This is a genomic window from Paraburkholderia ferrariae NBRC 106233 (assembly GCF_000685035.1).
Taxonomy (GTDB): Bacteria; Pseudomonadota; Gammaproteobacteria; order Burkholderiales; family Burkholderiaceae; genus Paraburkholderia; species Paraburkholderia ferrariae.
Genome location: NZ_BAYB01000021.1, coordinates 54830 through 68977 on the forward strand (window position 1 = coordinate 54830; position 14148 = coordinate 68977).

Consider the following 14148-nt stretch of genomic DNA (forward strand, 5'->3'; position numbering starts at 1 on the left):
GATCGCGCTTTTTGTTTTGTTGCTAGGCAGCGGGGCTGCTTTACCGCCGCCCGATGCTCACGAACCGGTTTTGCGAGCAGGCGTCTTGCGAGCGGCGGTCTTGCGCGCCGCCGTCGTGGACCTGGCCGCGGTCGTCTTGCGGGCCGCCGGCTTGGCGCCTTCCTCGGCGGCATCGTTTGCGGCTTCTCCCGCCGGCGCCGCGTCAGCCGAAGTGGCCGACTTGCGGGCCGCCCCCTTCGCCGCCGTTTTCGCGCTGGGTTCCTTCTTCTCGAACTCGAAGCCGATCTTGCCGTCGCTCTGGTTGACGAGGAACGCCTTGAAGTTGCGGCCCGTGCGCGAGGACTTGAAGTTCGTCAGCAGGTCCGTGCGGCCTTCCGCGAGGAGCTTCGCCATCTGTTCGCGCGTGATTTCCTGCTGCAGGATCACCTTGCCCGATCGGAAGTCGCAGGTCTTCGGATTGGCCACCGAATGCTCGCAGACGTAGCTCATGCCGTGCTCGAACACGCGGCCGCGGCACTTCGGGCAGGCGCCCACCGGTTCCTGCTCCGAGAAGTCCGGCGCCTCGCCGTCTTCGCCGCCCTGATCCTGGCCGAAGTCGAACTCGAGCTTGTAGTTCTTCGTTTCGTCGTCGAACGAGAGCTTGAGGATGGCCGAGAACGGCCGCCCCATCTTGCTGCGAAAGCCCGAGAGCGGACCGATGGTCTTGTTCTGCAACAGCTCTTCGACCTCGGCGATCTCGAACTGACGGCCGCCCGGGATCTTCGAAATCGAGAACTCGCACTTCGTGCACGCGAAGCGGCGGTAGTTCTCCTTCACCTGGCCGCCGCAATTCGGACACGGCGTCTGCAGCGTCGCGTAGTCGCCGGGGATGGTGTCGGAGTCGTATTCCTTCGCGCGTTTGACGATGGTCTGCGTCATGCGGGCGATTTCCTGCATGAACGCATCGCGCGGGAGCTTGCCGCGCTCCATCTGCGAAAGCTTGTACTCCCACTCGCCGGTGAGTTCCGGCGCCGTGAGTTCCTCCACGCCGAGGCCGCGCAGCAGTGTCATCAACTGGAATGCCTTGGCGGTCGGGATCAGGTCGCGGCCTTCGCGCACGAGATACTTTTCGCCGAGCAGCCCTTCGATGATCGCCGCGCGCGTGGCCGGCGTGCCGAGGCCCTTGGCGGCCATGGCCTCGCGCAGCTCTTCGTCGTCGACGAGCTTGCCCGCGCCTTCCATGGCCGAGAGCAGCGTGGCTTCGTTGTAGCGTGCCGGCGGCTTGGTGACGAGCTGGTGCGCAGCGACCTTGTCGGTCTTGACCTTCTCGTTCTTCTGCACCGGCACGAGGTTGGCGTCGTCGCCGCCCGCGTCGCGGCCGTACACCTGCAGCCAGCCCGGCTCGACCAGCACCTTGCCTTCGGTCTTGAAGTGATGGCCGGCCACCTCGGTGATGCGCGTGGTGACGCGGTACTCGGCTGCCGGGAAGAACACGGCGAGAAAGCGCTTCACGACGAGGTCGTAGAGCTTCTGCTCCGGCTCGGAGAGCGACTTCGGCGCCTGCAGCGTGGGGATGATGGCGAAGTGATCGCTGATCTTCGAGTTGTCGAAGATGCGCTTGTTCGGCTTCACCCAGCCCTTGTCGAGCACCTGCCTGGCGTGCGGCAGGTAGTTGTTGCTCTCCTTGAGCATCTCGAGCGTGTCTTTCACGGTGTCGATGTAGTCCTCGGGCAGCGCGCGCGCGTCGGTACGCGGGTAGGTGAGCACCTTGTGCTTTTCGTACAGCGCCTGAGCGAGGCCGAGCGTGTTCTTGGCCGAAAAGCCGAAGCGGCCGTTGGCTTCGCGCTGCAGGCTCGTCAGGTCGAAGAGCGCGGGCGAGAGCTGCGTGGACGGCTTCGATTCCTCGGTGACCGTGCCTTCGCGGCCATGGCAGGCCGCGACGATCGTTTCGGCGGCCGGCAGGCTCCAGAGGCGCGAGTCGCGCTTTTCCGGATCGAATTCGTCGCGCTTGAACTTGGGGTCGAACCAGCGGCCTTCATAGAAACCGCCCGCGCAGACGAATTCGGCGCGCACTTCCCAGTAGTCGCGCGGCACGAAACGGCGGATTTTCTCTTCGCGTTCGACGACGATCGAGAGCGTAGGCGTCTGAACCCGGCCGACGGTGGTCAGGAAGAAGCCGCCGCCCTTGCTGTTGAACGCCGTCATGGCGCGCGTGCCGTTGATGCCCACGAGCCAGTCGGCTTCGGAGCGGCAGCGTGCGGCGTCGGCGAGCGGCTGCATGTCGTCGTCGCTGCGCAGCCGCGCGAAGCCGTCGCGAATGGCGGCGGGCGTCATCGACTGGAGCCACAGGCGCTGGACCGGCTGTTTGGCCTTCGCGTGCTGCGCGATCAGGCGGAAGATCAGTTCGCCCTCGCGCCCCGCGTCACATGCGTTGATGAGGCGGTCCACATCCTTGCGCTTCATCAGCTTCGTGAGCACCTTGAGCCGCGATTCGCTCTTGGCGATCGGGTTCAGGTCGAAATGGGGCGGAATGACCGGCAGGTGGGCGAAGCTCCATTTGCCCCGCTTGACCTCGTACTCTTCCGGAGCGGCGATCTCCAGCAAATGGCCGACCGCCGACGAAAGAACGTAGTCATCGCTCTCGAAATATTCGTCATGCTTGGTAAATCCGCCCAAAGCGCGCGCGATGTCGTTCGCGACGGACGGCTTCTCGGCGATGATCAGAGCTTTCGACATGACTTGTATAAGTGGGTGAATCCGGTTTAGCGGCGCTAGTTAACGACGGCTTTATAGCACATGGCGCGCCGGGGGCGATTTTCGTCTCTATTCGTCTCTATTGGCTGCCGGGGGATGGCCGGGGCCGCCGCGGCCGCTTCTATCGCTGCGGCATCGCGCCAGCATAGGGCCATGCACAAGGCCATGCATAAGGCGCCCAATCATAAAGGCGCGCCGAACCGGCCGGCAAGCATGGGCCCGACTGGGGGCGGATAATCCGTCGCGTTTTGCTTACACGGCGTCGCCACGCTTTCGCAGGGCTTTCAGTTCAGACCTTACGCTTCGGCGAGCGCGGGGCGCAGCCTGGGCGCGTCCTTCACGCCCGGCAGCGCAGTGAGATCGGTCAGCATGCGTTCGACCACGGCGCCATGCGGCAGCACGGTGCCGAAGAACCGGGTGGCCGCGGCGTCTTCGATCAGGATGGTCGGGAAATTCTCCACGTCCAGGTCGTCGAAGCGGTCGGCATGGGTTTCGATGTCGATCCACGCGAAGCAGATGTCCGGATGCGCTTGCGCGATGCGCTCGAAGGTCGCCCGGTAATCGCGGCACGTGCCGCACCACTGCGCGCACAGGCAGGCCACGAACAGCGTGTCGCGGTCGGCGACGCGCTCGGCGATCCGGTCGGCATCGGTGTCGAGGTCTAGCGCGGGCATGGTCGTTCCTTGCTTACTCTTGTATATAGCGGCGTTGCAGTTGGCGCGAATGTAACACGGCGGCGCTAGCGAGGTGTCGCCCTCACGAACCAGCCGCCGGGCAGCGCATGAAGGCTGCCGGCCAGTTCCAGTTGCAGCAGGGCCGCCTGGAGCGCCGCTTCCGCCATGTCGGTGCGTGCAGCGAGGATTTCAAGCGTGGCCGGTGCGTGGCCGAGGGCGTCGAGCAGCCGCTGGGCTTCGGCGCCGGGGGCGGCGGGCGAGGCGGGCCCGTAATGCGGCGGCGGCGTGATCGCTGGGCTGGGTGGCGCGACGCTCCGCGCGCAAACCGCAGAGGACGGGTTTTTCGCGCGCTCCCGGGCTGCTCGCACCCGCAGTTGGGGTTGTATGACGCCCAGCGATGCCAGCACTTCCTCCGGCGTTTCGACCAGTTGCGCTCCTTGCTTGATCAACTCGTGGCAGCCGCGTGTGAGCGGTGCGTGAATCGACCCCGGCAGCGCGAAGACGTCGCGCCCCATTTCGTTCGCGAGCCGCGCGGTGATGAGCGAGCCCGAGCGCATGGCGGCCTCCACGACCACCACGCCTTCCACCAGCGCGGCGATTACACGGTTGCGCTGCGGGAAGTTGGCGGAGCGCGCGGGCGTGCCGAGCGGCCACTCGGAGACGATGGCGCCGCACCCGGCAATCTGCGCAGCGAGCGCATGGTGCGCAGCCGGATACACGAGATCGGCGCCGGTGCCGATCACCGCGACGGTCCCGCCCGATTCGCCCAGCGCGCCCCGATGCGCGGCGCCATCCACGCCTAGCGCGAGCCCCGAAACCACCGTGAGGCCCGACGCGGCGAAGGTCTGTGCGAACCGGGTGGCGTCTTCGAGCGCCTGCGGCGTGGCGTTGCGGCTACCCACCACGGCAATGCTGCGCGCGTGCAGCAGCGCCAGGCGCCCCTGCACGTAGAGGAGCGGGGGCGGGTCGGGCATGGCGAGAAGCCGCGCCGGGTAGGCAGGATCGGCGAGCGTGACGAGCGCGTTGCCGCGCGCCGCGCACCACCTGTCGAGCGCTTCGCGCTGTGCCGCGAAATCCGGCGCCGGCGGCGCCAGGGCGGCGCGTGCCGCTTCGCTGCCCGCTACCGCGGCGAGCGCGGAGAACGGCTGCGCGAGCACGTTCTGCGGCAGCCCGAAAGCGCCGAGCAGCGCACGCAGCGCCACCGGTTTCAGGCCGCGCGCCGTGGCAAGCCGAAGCCAGGCGGTCCGTTCGTCCGCGCCGAGCGGCAAAGTGGCAGGCATGCAGAAACTCCCGCGCCGGGCGCATTGCAACCCGTCGTGATAAAATTTTCACCATCCGAAATACACAGCGGCGCTTCCCGCGAGGCGTCGCGCAGACCTGGGCGATCGGCCTGCGGGGCGGGTGGCGGCGCGTTGAATCCGGCCGTTTAGTCCGTATATCCTCTTCATCCCGTAGTGGGCCGGCAAGCTGGCCGAACGGCCAGTCTGCGCGATGCCGGACCTTCCCGGCGCCCCGAGAAACTCCGTCAAATCATGGCTCTACTGAACATCCTTCATTACCCGGACAAGCGCCTGCACAAGGTCGCCAAGCCGGTCGAGGTCTTCGACGACCGTATCCGCAAGCTCGTGGCGAACATGGCCGAGACGATGTACGCCGCTCCCGGCGTCGGGCTCGCGGCGACTCAGGTGGACGTGCACGAGCGCGTCGTGGTGATCGACGTTTCCGACGCGCACGACGAACTGCGCGTGTTCATCAACCCGGAAATCGTCTGGTCGAGCGACGAGCGCAAGATCAACGAAGAGGGCTGCCTCTCGGTGCCGGGCATCTACGACAACGTCGAGCGCGCCGAAAAGGTGCGCGTGCGCGCAAAGAACGAGAACGGCGAGACCTACGAAGTGGATTGCGAAGGCTTGCTCGCCGTGTGCATCCAGCACGAAATGGATCATCTGATGGGCCGCGTGTTCGTGGAATACCTCTCGTCGCTCAAGCAAACGCGCATCAAGAGCAAGATGAAGAAGGCCGAACGCGCGATGTGAGGCGTTCGCGCCGCTGCGCCGTTTCCTTCATCGACTTCTCTTCCGGGCACCATGAGCCACTCCCTTCGCGTCATCTTTGCCGGCACGCCGGAATTCGCAGCCGCGGCGCTTGCCGCGATCCACGAGGCGGGCTTCCCGGTGCCGCTCGTGTTGACCCAGCCCGACCGCCCGGCGGGACGCGGGATGAAGCTGCAGGCCAGCCCGGTCAAGCGCTACGCGCAGGAGCAGGGCCTGGCTGTCGCGCAGCCCACCTCGCTGCGCCGCGCGGGCAAGTATCCCGAGGAGGCGGTCGCCGCCCTGGACCTCATGCGCGCGACGCCGCACGACGTGATGGTCGTGGCGGCCTACGGCCTGATCCTGCCGCAGGAGGTGCTCGACATTCCCCCGCATGGCTGCATCAACATCCATGCTTCGCTGCTGCCGCGCTGGCGCGGCGCCGCGCCGATCCATCGCGCGATCGAAGCGGGCGATGCCGAAACCGGCATCACCCTCATGCAGATGGACGCCGGCCTCGATACCGGCGCGATGATTTCGGAAGCCCGCACGCCGATCACCGCGGCCGATACCACCTCCACCCTGCACGACCGGCTGGCGCAACTGGGCGCGCAACTGATCGTCGAGGCGCTCGTGAAGCTGGAGCGCGACAAAGCGCTGCCGGCTAAGCCGCAGCCGGCCGAAGGCGCGACCTACGCCGAAAAGATCGGCAAGCAGGAGGCGCTGCTCGACTGGCGCCGCTCCGCAGACGTGCTGGTGCGCCAGATCCGCGCCTTCGACCCGTTCCCGGGCGGCGCCGCGACGCTGGACGGCGCGCAGCTCAAGCTGTGGGCGGCTGAGTTGGCCGCCGACTTCAAGGTTTCCGCCGGCGCCGCGCCGGGCCAGATCCTGGAGGTAACGCCAGCCGGCGTAGTCGTCGCCTGCGGCGAAGGCGCGCTGCGCGTGACGCAATTGCAGAAGCCGGGTGGCAAACGCTTGCCCGCGCGCGAATTCCTCGCGGGCTTGCCGCTCGCGGCGGGCCAGCGCTTCCAGCTTGCCGATACGCCCGAAGTCTGAAAGATGGGGCCATCACCCGCCAGTCGTCCGTTCGGCCAGTGCCGCGCACCCAGTCCGGCGCGTTAGAATCGATTCGCCTGATTCGTATTTCCTGAGGACGTCATGCTTGGCATCACCCATTTCGGTTTCTTCTGCGTCGCGGTTTTTCTGCTCAACGTGACGCCGGGGCCGGATACCGCTTATATCGTCGGCCGCAGCGTGGCGCAGGGCCGTAGTGCGGGTCTCGTTTCGGCGCTCGGCATTTCGGCCGGATGCTGCGTCCACGCGCTCGCCTGCGCGTTCGGCCTGACCGCCCTGCTGGCGGCTTCCGCCACGGCGTTCACCGTCGTCAAGTTCGTTGGGGCGATCTATCTGGTCTATCTGGGCACGCGCCTGATCTTCTCGAAGGCCGATGCCGCGGCGAAGGTGCCTGAAGCGGCACCCGAGGCGGTACCCGAAGCGGCACCCATGCCCGCAGTTGCGCCGCGCCCGCTGCGGCAGCTCTTCCTGCAGGGCTTCTGGACCAACGTGCTCAATCCCAAGGTCGTGCTGTTCTTCGTCTCGTTCTTCCCGCAGTTCGTGAGCGCGGAGAGTGCGCACAAGGCGCTTGCGTTCCTCGCGCTCGGCGTGGTGTTCGTGCTGATGAGCACGGTCTGGAACAGCTTCGTCGCGTGGATTGCCGGCAGCGTCACGCGGCGCTTCTCGGGCAAGCCGGGCGTCAAGAAGTGGCTGGACCGCACCGTCGGCACGGCGTTCGTCGGCCTCGGCGTGAAACTCGCCACGGCCACCCGCTGAGATTGAATTTTTCGTGTCCGCCCATATCTAACAAATCGCTTACAATGCGCTCGCTGCGGCCTCTGACCTGGGGGCCGGCGCGAGACTGACGATTTGAATCCCTCTGGGTGAAGGAGCACATCACATGTTCAATTGGGTCAAAACCGCGATGTTGATGGCCGCGATTACGGCCCTCTTTATCGTGATCGGCGGCATGATCGGCGGGCAGCGCGGCATGATGTTCGCGCTCGTGATCGCGCTCGGCATGAACTTCTTCTCGTACTGGTTCTCGGACAAGATGGTCCTGCGCATGTACAACGCGCAGGAAGTGGACGAAACCACGGCGCCGCAGTTCTACCGCATGGTCCGGGAACTGGCCACGCGCGCGAACCTGCCCATGCCGCGCGTGTACCTCATCAACGAAGACGCGCCCAACGCCTTTGCCACGGGCCGCAATCCCGAGCATGCGGCCGTCGCGGCCACCACGGGCATCCTGCGCGTGCTCTCCGAGCGCGAGATGCGCGGGGTCATGGCGCACGAGCTCGCGCACGTGAAGCACCGCGACATCCTGATTTCGACGATCTCGGCCACCATGGCCGGCGCGATTTCGGCGCTGGCGAACATCGCGATGATCTTCGGCGGCCGCGACGAGAACGGGCGTCCGGCCAACCCGATCGCGGGTATTGCCGTCGCGCTGCTCGCGCCGATTGCGGGCGCGCTGATCCAGATGGCCATTTCGCGGGCCCGCGAATTCGAAGCGGACCGGGGCGGCGCGCAGATCTCGGGCGATCCGCAGGCGCTCGCTTCCGCGCTCGACAAGATCCATCGCTACGCACAGGGCATTCCGTTCCCGGCGGCCGAAGAGCATCCGGCGACGGCGCAGATGATGATCATGAATCCGCTCTCGGGCGGCGGCATCCAGAACCTGTTCTCGACTCACCCGGCTACGGAAGAGCGCATCGCGCGCCTCATGGAAATGGCGCGTACGGGGCGCTTCGACTAGGCGCGCCGCTTCGCGCCGTTTCGCGATTCATCGCTCGCGATCGCACGAGCAGCAAGAGCAGGCCCCCGGGCCTGCTCTTTTCATTTGGGCGCTAACCGGGCATCCCGCGCATCCTCGCACCCCACGCGGTATGTTCGGAGCGTTGCGCCCACGCCACGCTACAATGCATCGTTTGCGCCGCGCGGCTCCGTGCGGTGCGCTTCCGGTTTCTTCATGACTTCCAGCTCTTCCCGGCGGCCTGCCGCCCCGTCCCGCGGCGCGCGCACTGGCCATACGCGCAGGAATGCGCAGCAATCGGGGGCAGGCCCTGCCGCCTCGCATGCGGCCGTGCATCTGGCACCCGATTCGCTTGGCTTCGCACTCGATCAGGCTGCGCAGGCGGTCGGCGCAGTGCGCGCCGGCGCGGCGCTGCCCGCCGCACTGAGCAGCGCGTTTGCCGCGTTGCCGGCGGACCTCGCGCCGCTCGCGCGCGGCGCCGTGCAGGACATCGCCTATCGCACCATGCGGCGCCTCGGCCTCGTGGACTGGCTGATCCGCCAACGCGTGAGCAAGGCGCCGCCTCCCGCGGTCGCCAACATGCTGGCCTGCGCGTTCGCGCTGCTCGTGGACGACGAGGCGAACGCCGCCTATACGCCGTTCACCGTTGTCGATCAGGCCGTGCGCGCGGTGAGCGCGCGTCGCGACGTGGCGTTCGCGAAGGGTCTCGTGAACGCCGTGCTGCGCGGTTTTCTGCGCGAGCGCGAGGCATCGCTGGCCGCCGCTCAAAGCGATGAGGTGGCGCGCTGGAACTATCCGCGCTGGTGGATCGACGCCGTTCGCGCCGCCGCGCCCGACGCCTGGCAGGCGATTCTCGCCGCCGGCAACACGCAGGGACCGCTCACGCTGCGCGTGAACGCGCGCCGCACGAACGCAGCCGACTACGTCAAGCGCCTGCAAGCGGCGAACATCGATGCCGTAAAGATCGGCGACGATGCGGTGCGCCTCGCGACGCCGCTGCCGGTCGATCGCATCCCGGGCTTCATGGACGGCGACGTCTCGGTGCAGGACGCCGGCGCGCAGGCCGCGGCGCCGTTGCTGAACGTGCGCGACGGCCAGCGCGTGCTCGACGCCTGCGCCGCGCCCGGCGGCAAGAGCGGCCATCTGCTCGAACTGGCCGACATCGACCTGATCGCGCTCGAAAGCGACGCGACGCGCGCGGCCCGCATCGGCGAGAATTTTGCGCGTCTCGGTTTCGCGGCGGACGATCCCGCGCATCCCCGGCGGCACGCGCAGGTCGTGGTGGGCGATGCGGGCGACCCCGCCGCCTGGTACGACGGTCAGCCGTTCGACCGTATCCTCGCCGACGTGCCGTGTTCGGCTTCGGGCATCGTGCGCCGTCATCCCGACATCCGCTGGCTGCGTCGTCCGACCGATATCGCGGCGCTCGCCGGGGAGCAGCGCCGTATCGTCGATGCGCTGTGGCCGCTGCTCAAGCCGGGCGGCGAACTGCTGTACGTGACCTGCTCGATCTTCCCCGAGGAAGGCGAGGCGCAGGCGCGCTGGTTTGAAAGCACCCACGCGGATGCGGTACGATTGGACGCGCCGGGGCAACTGCTGCCCGCGGCAATCGGCGCGCCGGCCGGGGGGGCAGACAGCGGCGCAGCCGGCGAGGCGCGGCCTCCTGCGGCAGGCAGCGAGGCTCATGCCCGCGCCGTGCCGGGCCGCACCGCCGACCACGACGGATTCTTCTACGCGCGCTTTCAGAAACGGTGATCATTAAACGCTTCTTCCCGCTGCGGCTCGCGGCCCTGATCTGGATTGTGCTTGCCGCCGGCTTCATCGCCGCGACGCCGGCGCGCGCCGATTCGATCGCGGTGCAGCGTGCGTCGCTGCAAGCCGACGGCACGGGCTGGAGTCTCGACGCCCGCTTCGACTTCGACCTGAACAGCAGCCTGGAAGACGCGGTCAACAAGGGCATCCCGCTCTACTTCACCACCGACTTCGAACTCACGCGCCCGCGCTGGTACTGGTTCGACGAACAGCCGGTGAGCGTTTCGCAGAGCATCCGCCTCTCGTTCCAGCCGCTTACGCGCGAATATCGCGTATCGACCGGGGGCCTGCAACTCGGCTTCTCGACGCTTTCGGACGCGCTCGCCGTCATCAAGCACGTCACCTCGTGGCATGTGATCGAGCGCGGCGACGTGCATCCGGGCGAGACCTATACCGCTTCGGTGCGCATGCAACTGGATGTCGCGCTCATGCCCAAGCCGTTTCAGATCGATGCGGTGAACAACCGCGACTGGAACCTCTCTTCCGACTGGAAGCGCTTTAACTTCACGGTGACCGAACGTGCTAAATAAAGTGCGCCGCGCCACCAGCGTCACCAGCATCGTGGTCAGGCTGCTGGTCTCCACCGTCGCGTTCACTGCGACGCTGCTGCTCCTGCTGCTCGCCGCCGCGAGCGCGAACACCGAGTTCTTCGACCGCTACTACGGCTGGCTCTATGCGGCCAACATCGTCGTCGCACTGATCTTCCTCTCGGTGGTCACCGCGCTCGTGATCGTGATCGTCGTGCGCTTGAGGCGCGGCAAGTTCGGCACGCGGCTGCTCGCCAAGCTCGCGTTCTTCTTCGCGCTCGTGGGCGTGGTGCCGGGCGGCATCATCTACATCGTTTCGTACCAGTTCGTCTCGCGCTCGATCGAATCGTGGTTCGACGTGAACGTCGAGACCGCGCTCACGTCCGGCCTCAATCTCGGGCGCGGCATGCTCGACGCCTCGCTCTCGGACCTGCAGACGAAGGCGCGCCTGATGGCCGAGCAGATCGCGAACGGCGACGCCGCGGGCACGACGCTCACGCTGCTTCGCACGCGCGACCAGTTCGGCGTGCAGGACGCCATGATCGTCGCGCCGGTGCGCAGCATGTCGGGCGCGGCGCCCGACTTGCACGTGGTCGCGCAGGCGTCGAGCAACTTCTCGTCGCTCATGCCGGCCGACGTGCCCACGCCGCTCATGATCGACCAGGCGCGCGGCCGCGGCTATGCGGCGATCGAAGGCGAAGTGGATGGCGATCCGAAAGAGCATGGGCCCAAGGGCGCGCTGCGCCTGCGCGTGGTGACGCGCATACCGGACGGGAATACCACCGACCTGCAGCCCACCGAGCGTTTCCTGCAACTGGAGCAGCCGGTGCCTGCCGGTCTCGCGCGCAATGCGGATGCCGTGCAGCGCGCGTACCGCGAGTATCAGGAGAAGGCGCTGGGCCGCACGGGCCTGCGCAAGATGTACATCGGCACGCTCACGCTCGCGCTCTTCCTCGCGACCTTCGTGGCGATGATGCTCGCGCTCGCGCTCGGCAACCAGCTTGCGCGGCCGCTTTTCCTGCTCGCGCAGGGCACGAAGGAAGTGACCGAGGGCGACTACACGCCCAAGCGCGAAATCAAGTCGCGAGACGAACTGGGCTTTCTCACGCAGTCGTTCAACGCCATGACGCGCCAGCTCTCCGAAGCGCGTCTGGCCGTCGAGAAGAACCGCATCGCGCTCGAACATTCGAAGGCGTACCTCGAAAGCATTCTCACGAACCTCACTGCGGGCGTGTTCGTGTTCGACCGCCAGTTTCGCCTGAGCACCGCGAACCCCGGCGCGGAACGCATTTTCCGGCAGCCGTTCCAGTCGCAGCTCGGCGTGCCGCTCGACCACATCGGCGTGCTGGCGGAGTTCGGCGCGATGGTGCGCAAGGCCTTCGCGGACCAGGAAGCGGCGATGAGCGACGGCGACAAGCAGCACCGCCACTGGCAGCAGCAGTTCTCGGTGCCGATTCCCGGCGAGACCGAGCCGCTCACGCTGCTCGTGCGCGGCGCGCGCCTTGTCTCCGACACGGGCCGCGACGCGGGCGACCTGCAGACCTCGGGCTACGTGGTGGTGTTCGACGACATCTCGGACGTGATCTCGGCGCAGCGCTCGGTGGCATGGGGCGAAGTGGCGCGGCGTCTTGCGCACGAGATCAAGAACCCGCTCACGCCGATCCAGCTTTCGGCGGAACGCCTGCAGATGAAGCTCTCCGACAAGCTCGCGCCCGCCGACGCCGAAGTGCTCAAGCGCGGCGCGACGACGATCGTGAACCAGGTGGCCGCGATGAAGCAGATGGTGGACAACTTCCGCGACTACGCGCGCACGCCGCCCGCGGTGCTGGCGAACCTGCAGTTGAATGATCTCGTGAGCGAGGTGCTCACGCTCTATGGCGCGGAAGAAGGCAAGAGCGCGATCAAGGTGGAGCTTTCGGCGCTGCCGGTGATACGCGGGGACGCGACGCAACTGCGCCAGGTGATTCACAACCTGCTGCAGAATGCGCAAGATGCGGTGGCGGACACGCCGGCCCCTCATGTCGTGCTCGAAACGCGCGCCGTAGAATACGGAGACCCGGACGCGGACGGTCATACGCGCGTGGCGGTGCGCCTCACGGTGTCGGACAACGGGCCGGGCTTCCCGGCGCGCATCCTGACACGGGCATTCGAACCCTACGTGACGACCAAAGCCAAAGGAACAGGACTCGGGCTTGCGATGGTCAAGAAGATCGTCGACGAGCACGGCGCGCGCATCGACATTCGCAACCGCATGAAGGCGGGCGACGTGATCGAAGGCGCGCAGATCTCGATTCTCTTTCTCCAGCTGGCCGACGACGTTGCAGCGCCCCCCGCGGGCGAGCGCAGCGCGCGTGCAGCCGTGGAGCCGGGAACAAAAGCAACAGTGCAGACAAAGGCAGCGTAAATGGCAACCATCCTGGTGGTAGACGATGAAATGGGCATCCGGGAATTGCTCTCGGAGATCCTGAGCGACGAAGGACACGTCGTGGAGCTCGCGGAGGACGCGCAGCAGGCGCGCGAGTTCCGTTTGCGTCAGGTTCCGGACCTGGTGCTGCTCGATATCTGGATGCCGGATACCGATGGCGTCACGCTGCTCAAGGAATGGGCGGCGCAGGGCCAGCTCACCATGCCGGTGATCATGATGTCGGGGCATGCAACGATCGACACCGCGGTCGAGGCGACCAAGATCGGCGCGCTGAACTTCCTCGAAAAGCCGATCGCGCTGCAAAAGCTGCTGAAGGCCGTCGAGCAGGGTCTCGCGCGCGGCACCGCGGCGAACGTGGCGCCCCAGGCCGGCGGCAAGCCGGCGGCGGGCGGGCCGGCCGTGGTCGCGTCCGCAGCGGCGCTGCCGGTGATCGCGGCCGATGGCGCGCCGCTCGCCGCGCCGCCCGCGCAAACGGCTTCGATCTCCTTCGACATTCCGCTGCGCGATGCGCGCGACGCCTTCGAACGCGCCTACTTCGAGTACCACCTCGCGCGCGAGAACGGCAGCATGACGCGCGTGGCCGAGAAAACCGGGCTCGAACGCACGCACCTGTATCGCAAGCTCAAGCAGCTCGGCGTGGACCTCGGCAAGAACAAGGGGGAATGAGGGCGAAGGCGGCGCCGCTTCAACCGCGTTTTGCCTGCCGCCATCTCCGCAGTTTCCCCGCAGTGCTCTTCCCGGTTCTCCCGGTTTCCCCGGTTTCCTCGCAGTCTCGAAAGGGGGCTTGCGCAAGCTGTCAGGAGCCGCTATACTTTCGCTTCTTCGTTGGCCCGGTAGCTCAGTTGGTAGAGCAGCGGATTGAAAATCCGCGTGTCGGTGGTTCGATTCCGCCCCAGGCCACCAGAATTTGAGCCCCAGGAGATCGCACGATTCCTGGGGCTTTTTCGTTGTTCTGTGGGCGGCGGCATGTGTCGGACGATTAGCGGTATAAGCGTGCGCCGATCTTGCCCGCGAGGCCGGCGGCCTATACTGCATGGGCCGGCACGGCGCCGGTCCCGCGCAGCGCGAAGCGCCTGCCCCATGAGCGGCGGGCGGCCTTCGCGAAGCCGCACGGGAACCTCACACACGGAGTTTCACG

General features: G+C 67.0%; 11 protein-coding genes and 1 tRNA gene. 9 read left to right on the top strand and 3 right to left on the bottom strand.

Annotated elements, in window-relative coordinates; all coding sequences use genetic code 11:
• Positions 1-57 precede the first annotated feature (57 nt).
• From BFE01S_RS21510 to dprA, 3 genes are all read right to left on the bottom strand, one after another.
• The gene (locus tag BFE01S_RS21510) at positions 58-2715 is read right to left on the bottom strand and encodes a DNA topoisomerase III (RefSeq protein ID WP_028227275.1); all 2658 of its coding nucleotides are present in this window, start codon (positions 2713-2715) and stop codon (positions 58-60) included.
• Positions 2716-3029: 314 nt separating this feature from the next.
• Positions 3030-3407: a thioredoxin family protein gene (locus BFE01S_RS21515; protein ID WP_028227276.1), complete on the bottom strand. Its 378-nt coding sequence runs from the start codon at positions 3405-3407 to the stop codon at positions 3030-3032.
• A gap of 65 nt (positions 3408-3472) precedes the next feature.
• Positions 3473-4687, bottom strand: coding sequence for a DNA-processing protein DprA (gene dprA / locus BFE01S_RS21520; protein ID WP_028227277.1), 1215 nt, complete (start codon positions 4685-4687; stop codon positions 3473-3475).
• A 252-nt stretch (positions 4688-4939) separates the two neighbouring features.
• On the opposite strand from dprA, the gene def reads away from it, so the two are divergent.
• The 9 genes from def to BFE01S_RS21565 all read left to right on the top strand — a co-directional run bounded on the left by def (position 4940) and on the right by BFE01S_RS21565 (position 13913).
• Positions 4940-5443, top strand: a complete 504-nt coding sequence (def, locus tag BFE01S_RS21525; protein ID WP_028227278.1) for a peptide deformylase — start codon at positions 4940-4942, stop codon at positions 5441-5443.
• Positions 5444-5494: 51 nt separating this feature from the next.
• Positions 5495-6493 (top strand): methionyl-tRNA formyltransferase, encoded by a 999-nt coding sequence (fmt, locus tag BFE01S_RS21530; protein WP_028227279.1) that lies wholly within the window; start codon positions 5495-5497, stop codon positions 6491-6493.
• 102 nt (positions 6494-6595) lie between these two features.
• Positions 6596-7267 (top strand): LysE family translocator, encoded by a 672-nt coding sequence (locus BFE01S_RS21535; RefSeq protein WP_028227280.1) that lies wholly within the window; start codon positions 6596-6598, stop codon positions 7265-7267.
• 124 nt (positions 7268-7391) lie between these two features.
• The gene (gene htpX / locus BFE01S_RS21540; RefSeq protein WP_028227281.1) at positions 7392-8249 is read left to right on the top strand and encodes a zinc metalloprotease HtpX; all 858 of its coding nucleotides are present in this window, start codon (positions 7392-7394) and stop codon (positions 8247-8249) included.
• A gap of 213 nt (positions 8250-8462) precedes the next feature.
• Positions 8463-10001, top strand: a complete 1539-nt coding sequence (gene rsmB / locus BFE01S_RS21545) for a 16S rRNA (cytosine(967)-C(5))-methyltransferase RsmB (RefSeq protein WP_042338177.1) — start codon at positions 8463-8465, stop codon at positions 9999-10001.
• On the top strand, positions 9998-10588 hold the full coding sequence (locus tag BFE01S_RS21550; protein WP_028227283.1) for a DUF4390 domain-containing protein: 591 nt from the start codon (positions 9998-10000) through the stop codon (positions 10586-10588). Before rsmB ends, BFE01S_RS21550 begins: the two co-directional genes overlap by 4 nt.
• The gene (locus tag BFE01S_RS21555) at positions 10578-12989 is read left to right on the top strand and encodes a sensor histidine kinase (protein WP_028227284.1); all 2412 of its coding nucleotides are present in this window, start codon (positions 10578-10580) and stop codon (positions 12987-12989) included. Before BFE01S_RS21550 ends, BFE01S_RS21555 begins: the two co-directional genes overlap by 11 nt.
• On the top strand, positions 12990-13676 hold the full coding sequence (gene esaR / locus BFE01S_RS21560) for a response regulator transcription factor EsaR (RefSeq protein WP_028227285.1): 687 nt from the start codon (positions 12990-12992) through the stop codon (positions 13674-13676).
• Between the two features lie 161 nt (positions 13677-13837).
• Positions 13838-13913: transfer RNA gene (locus BFE01S_RS21565), tRNA-Phe, on the top strand.
• The last annotated feature ends 235 nt before the right edge of the window (positions 13914-14148 follow it).

What these genes read in the sequence shown, in the direction of transcription:
- BFE01S_RS21510 (WP_028227275.1), bottom strand. Translation starts at nt 2,715, where the DNA reads ATGTCGAAAGCTCTGATCATCGCCGAGAAGCCGTCCGTCGCGAACGAC.
- BFE01S_RS21515 (WP_028227276.1), bottom strand. Translation starts at nt 3,407, where the DNA reads ATGCCCGCGCTAGACCTCGACACCGATGCCGACCGGATCGCCGAGCGC.
- dprA (WP_028227277.1), bottom strand. Translation starts at nt 4,687, where the DNA reads ATGCCTGCCACTTTGCCGCTCGGCGCGGACGAACGGACCGCCTGGCTT.
- def (WP_028227278.1), top strand. Translation starts at nt 4,940, where the DNA reads ATGGCTCTACTGAACATCCTTCATTACCCGGACAAGCGCCTGCACAAG.
- fmt (WP_028227279.1), top strand. Translation starts at nt 5,495, where the DNA reads ATGAGCCACTCCCTTCGCGTCATCTTTGCCGGCACGCCGGAATTCGCA.
- BFE01S_RS21535 (WP_028227280.1), top strand. Translation starts at nt 6,596, where the DNA reads ATGCTTGGCATCACCCATTTCGGTTTCTTCTGCGTCGCGGTTTTTCTG.
- htpX (WP_028227281.1), top strand. Translation starts at nt 7,392, where the DNA reads ATGTTCAATTGGGTCAAAACCGCGATGTTGATGGCCGCGATTACGGCC.
- rsmB (WP_042338177.1), top strand. Translation starts at nt 8,463, where the DNA reads ATGACTTCCAGCTCTTCCCGGCGGCCTGCCGCCCCGTCCCGCGGCGCG.
- esaR (WP_028227285.1), top strand. Translation starts at nt 12,990, where the DNA reads ATGGCAACCATCCTGGTGGTAGACGATGAAATGGGCATCCGGGAATTG.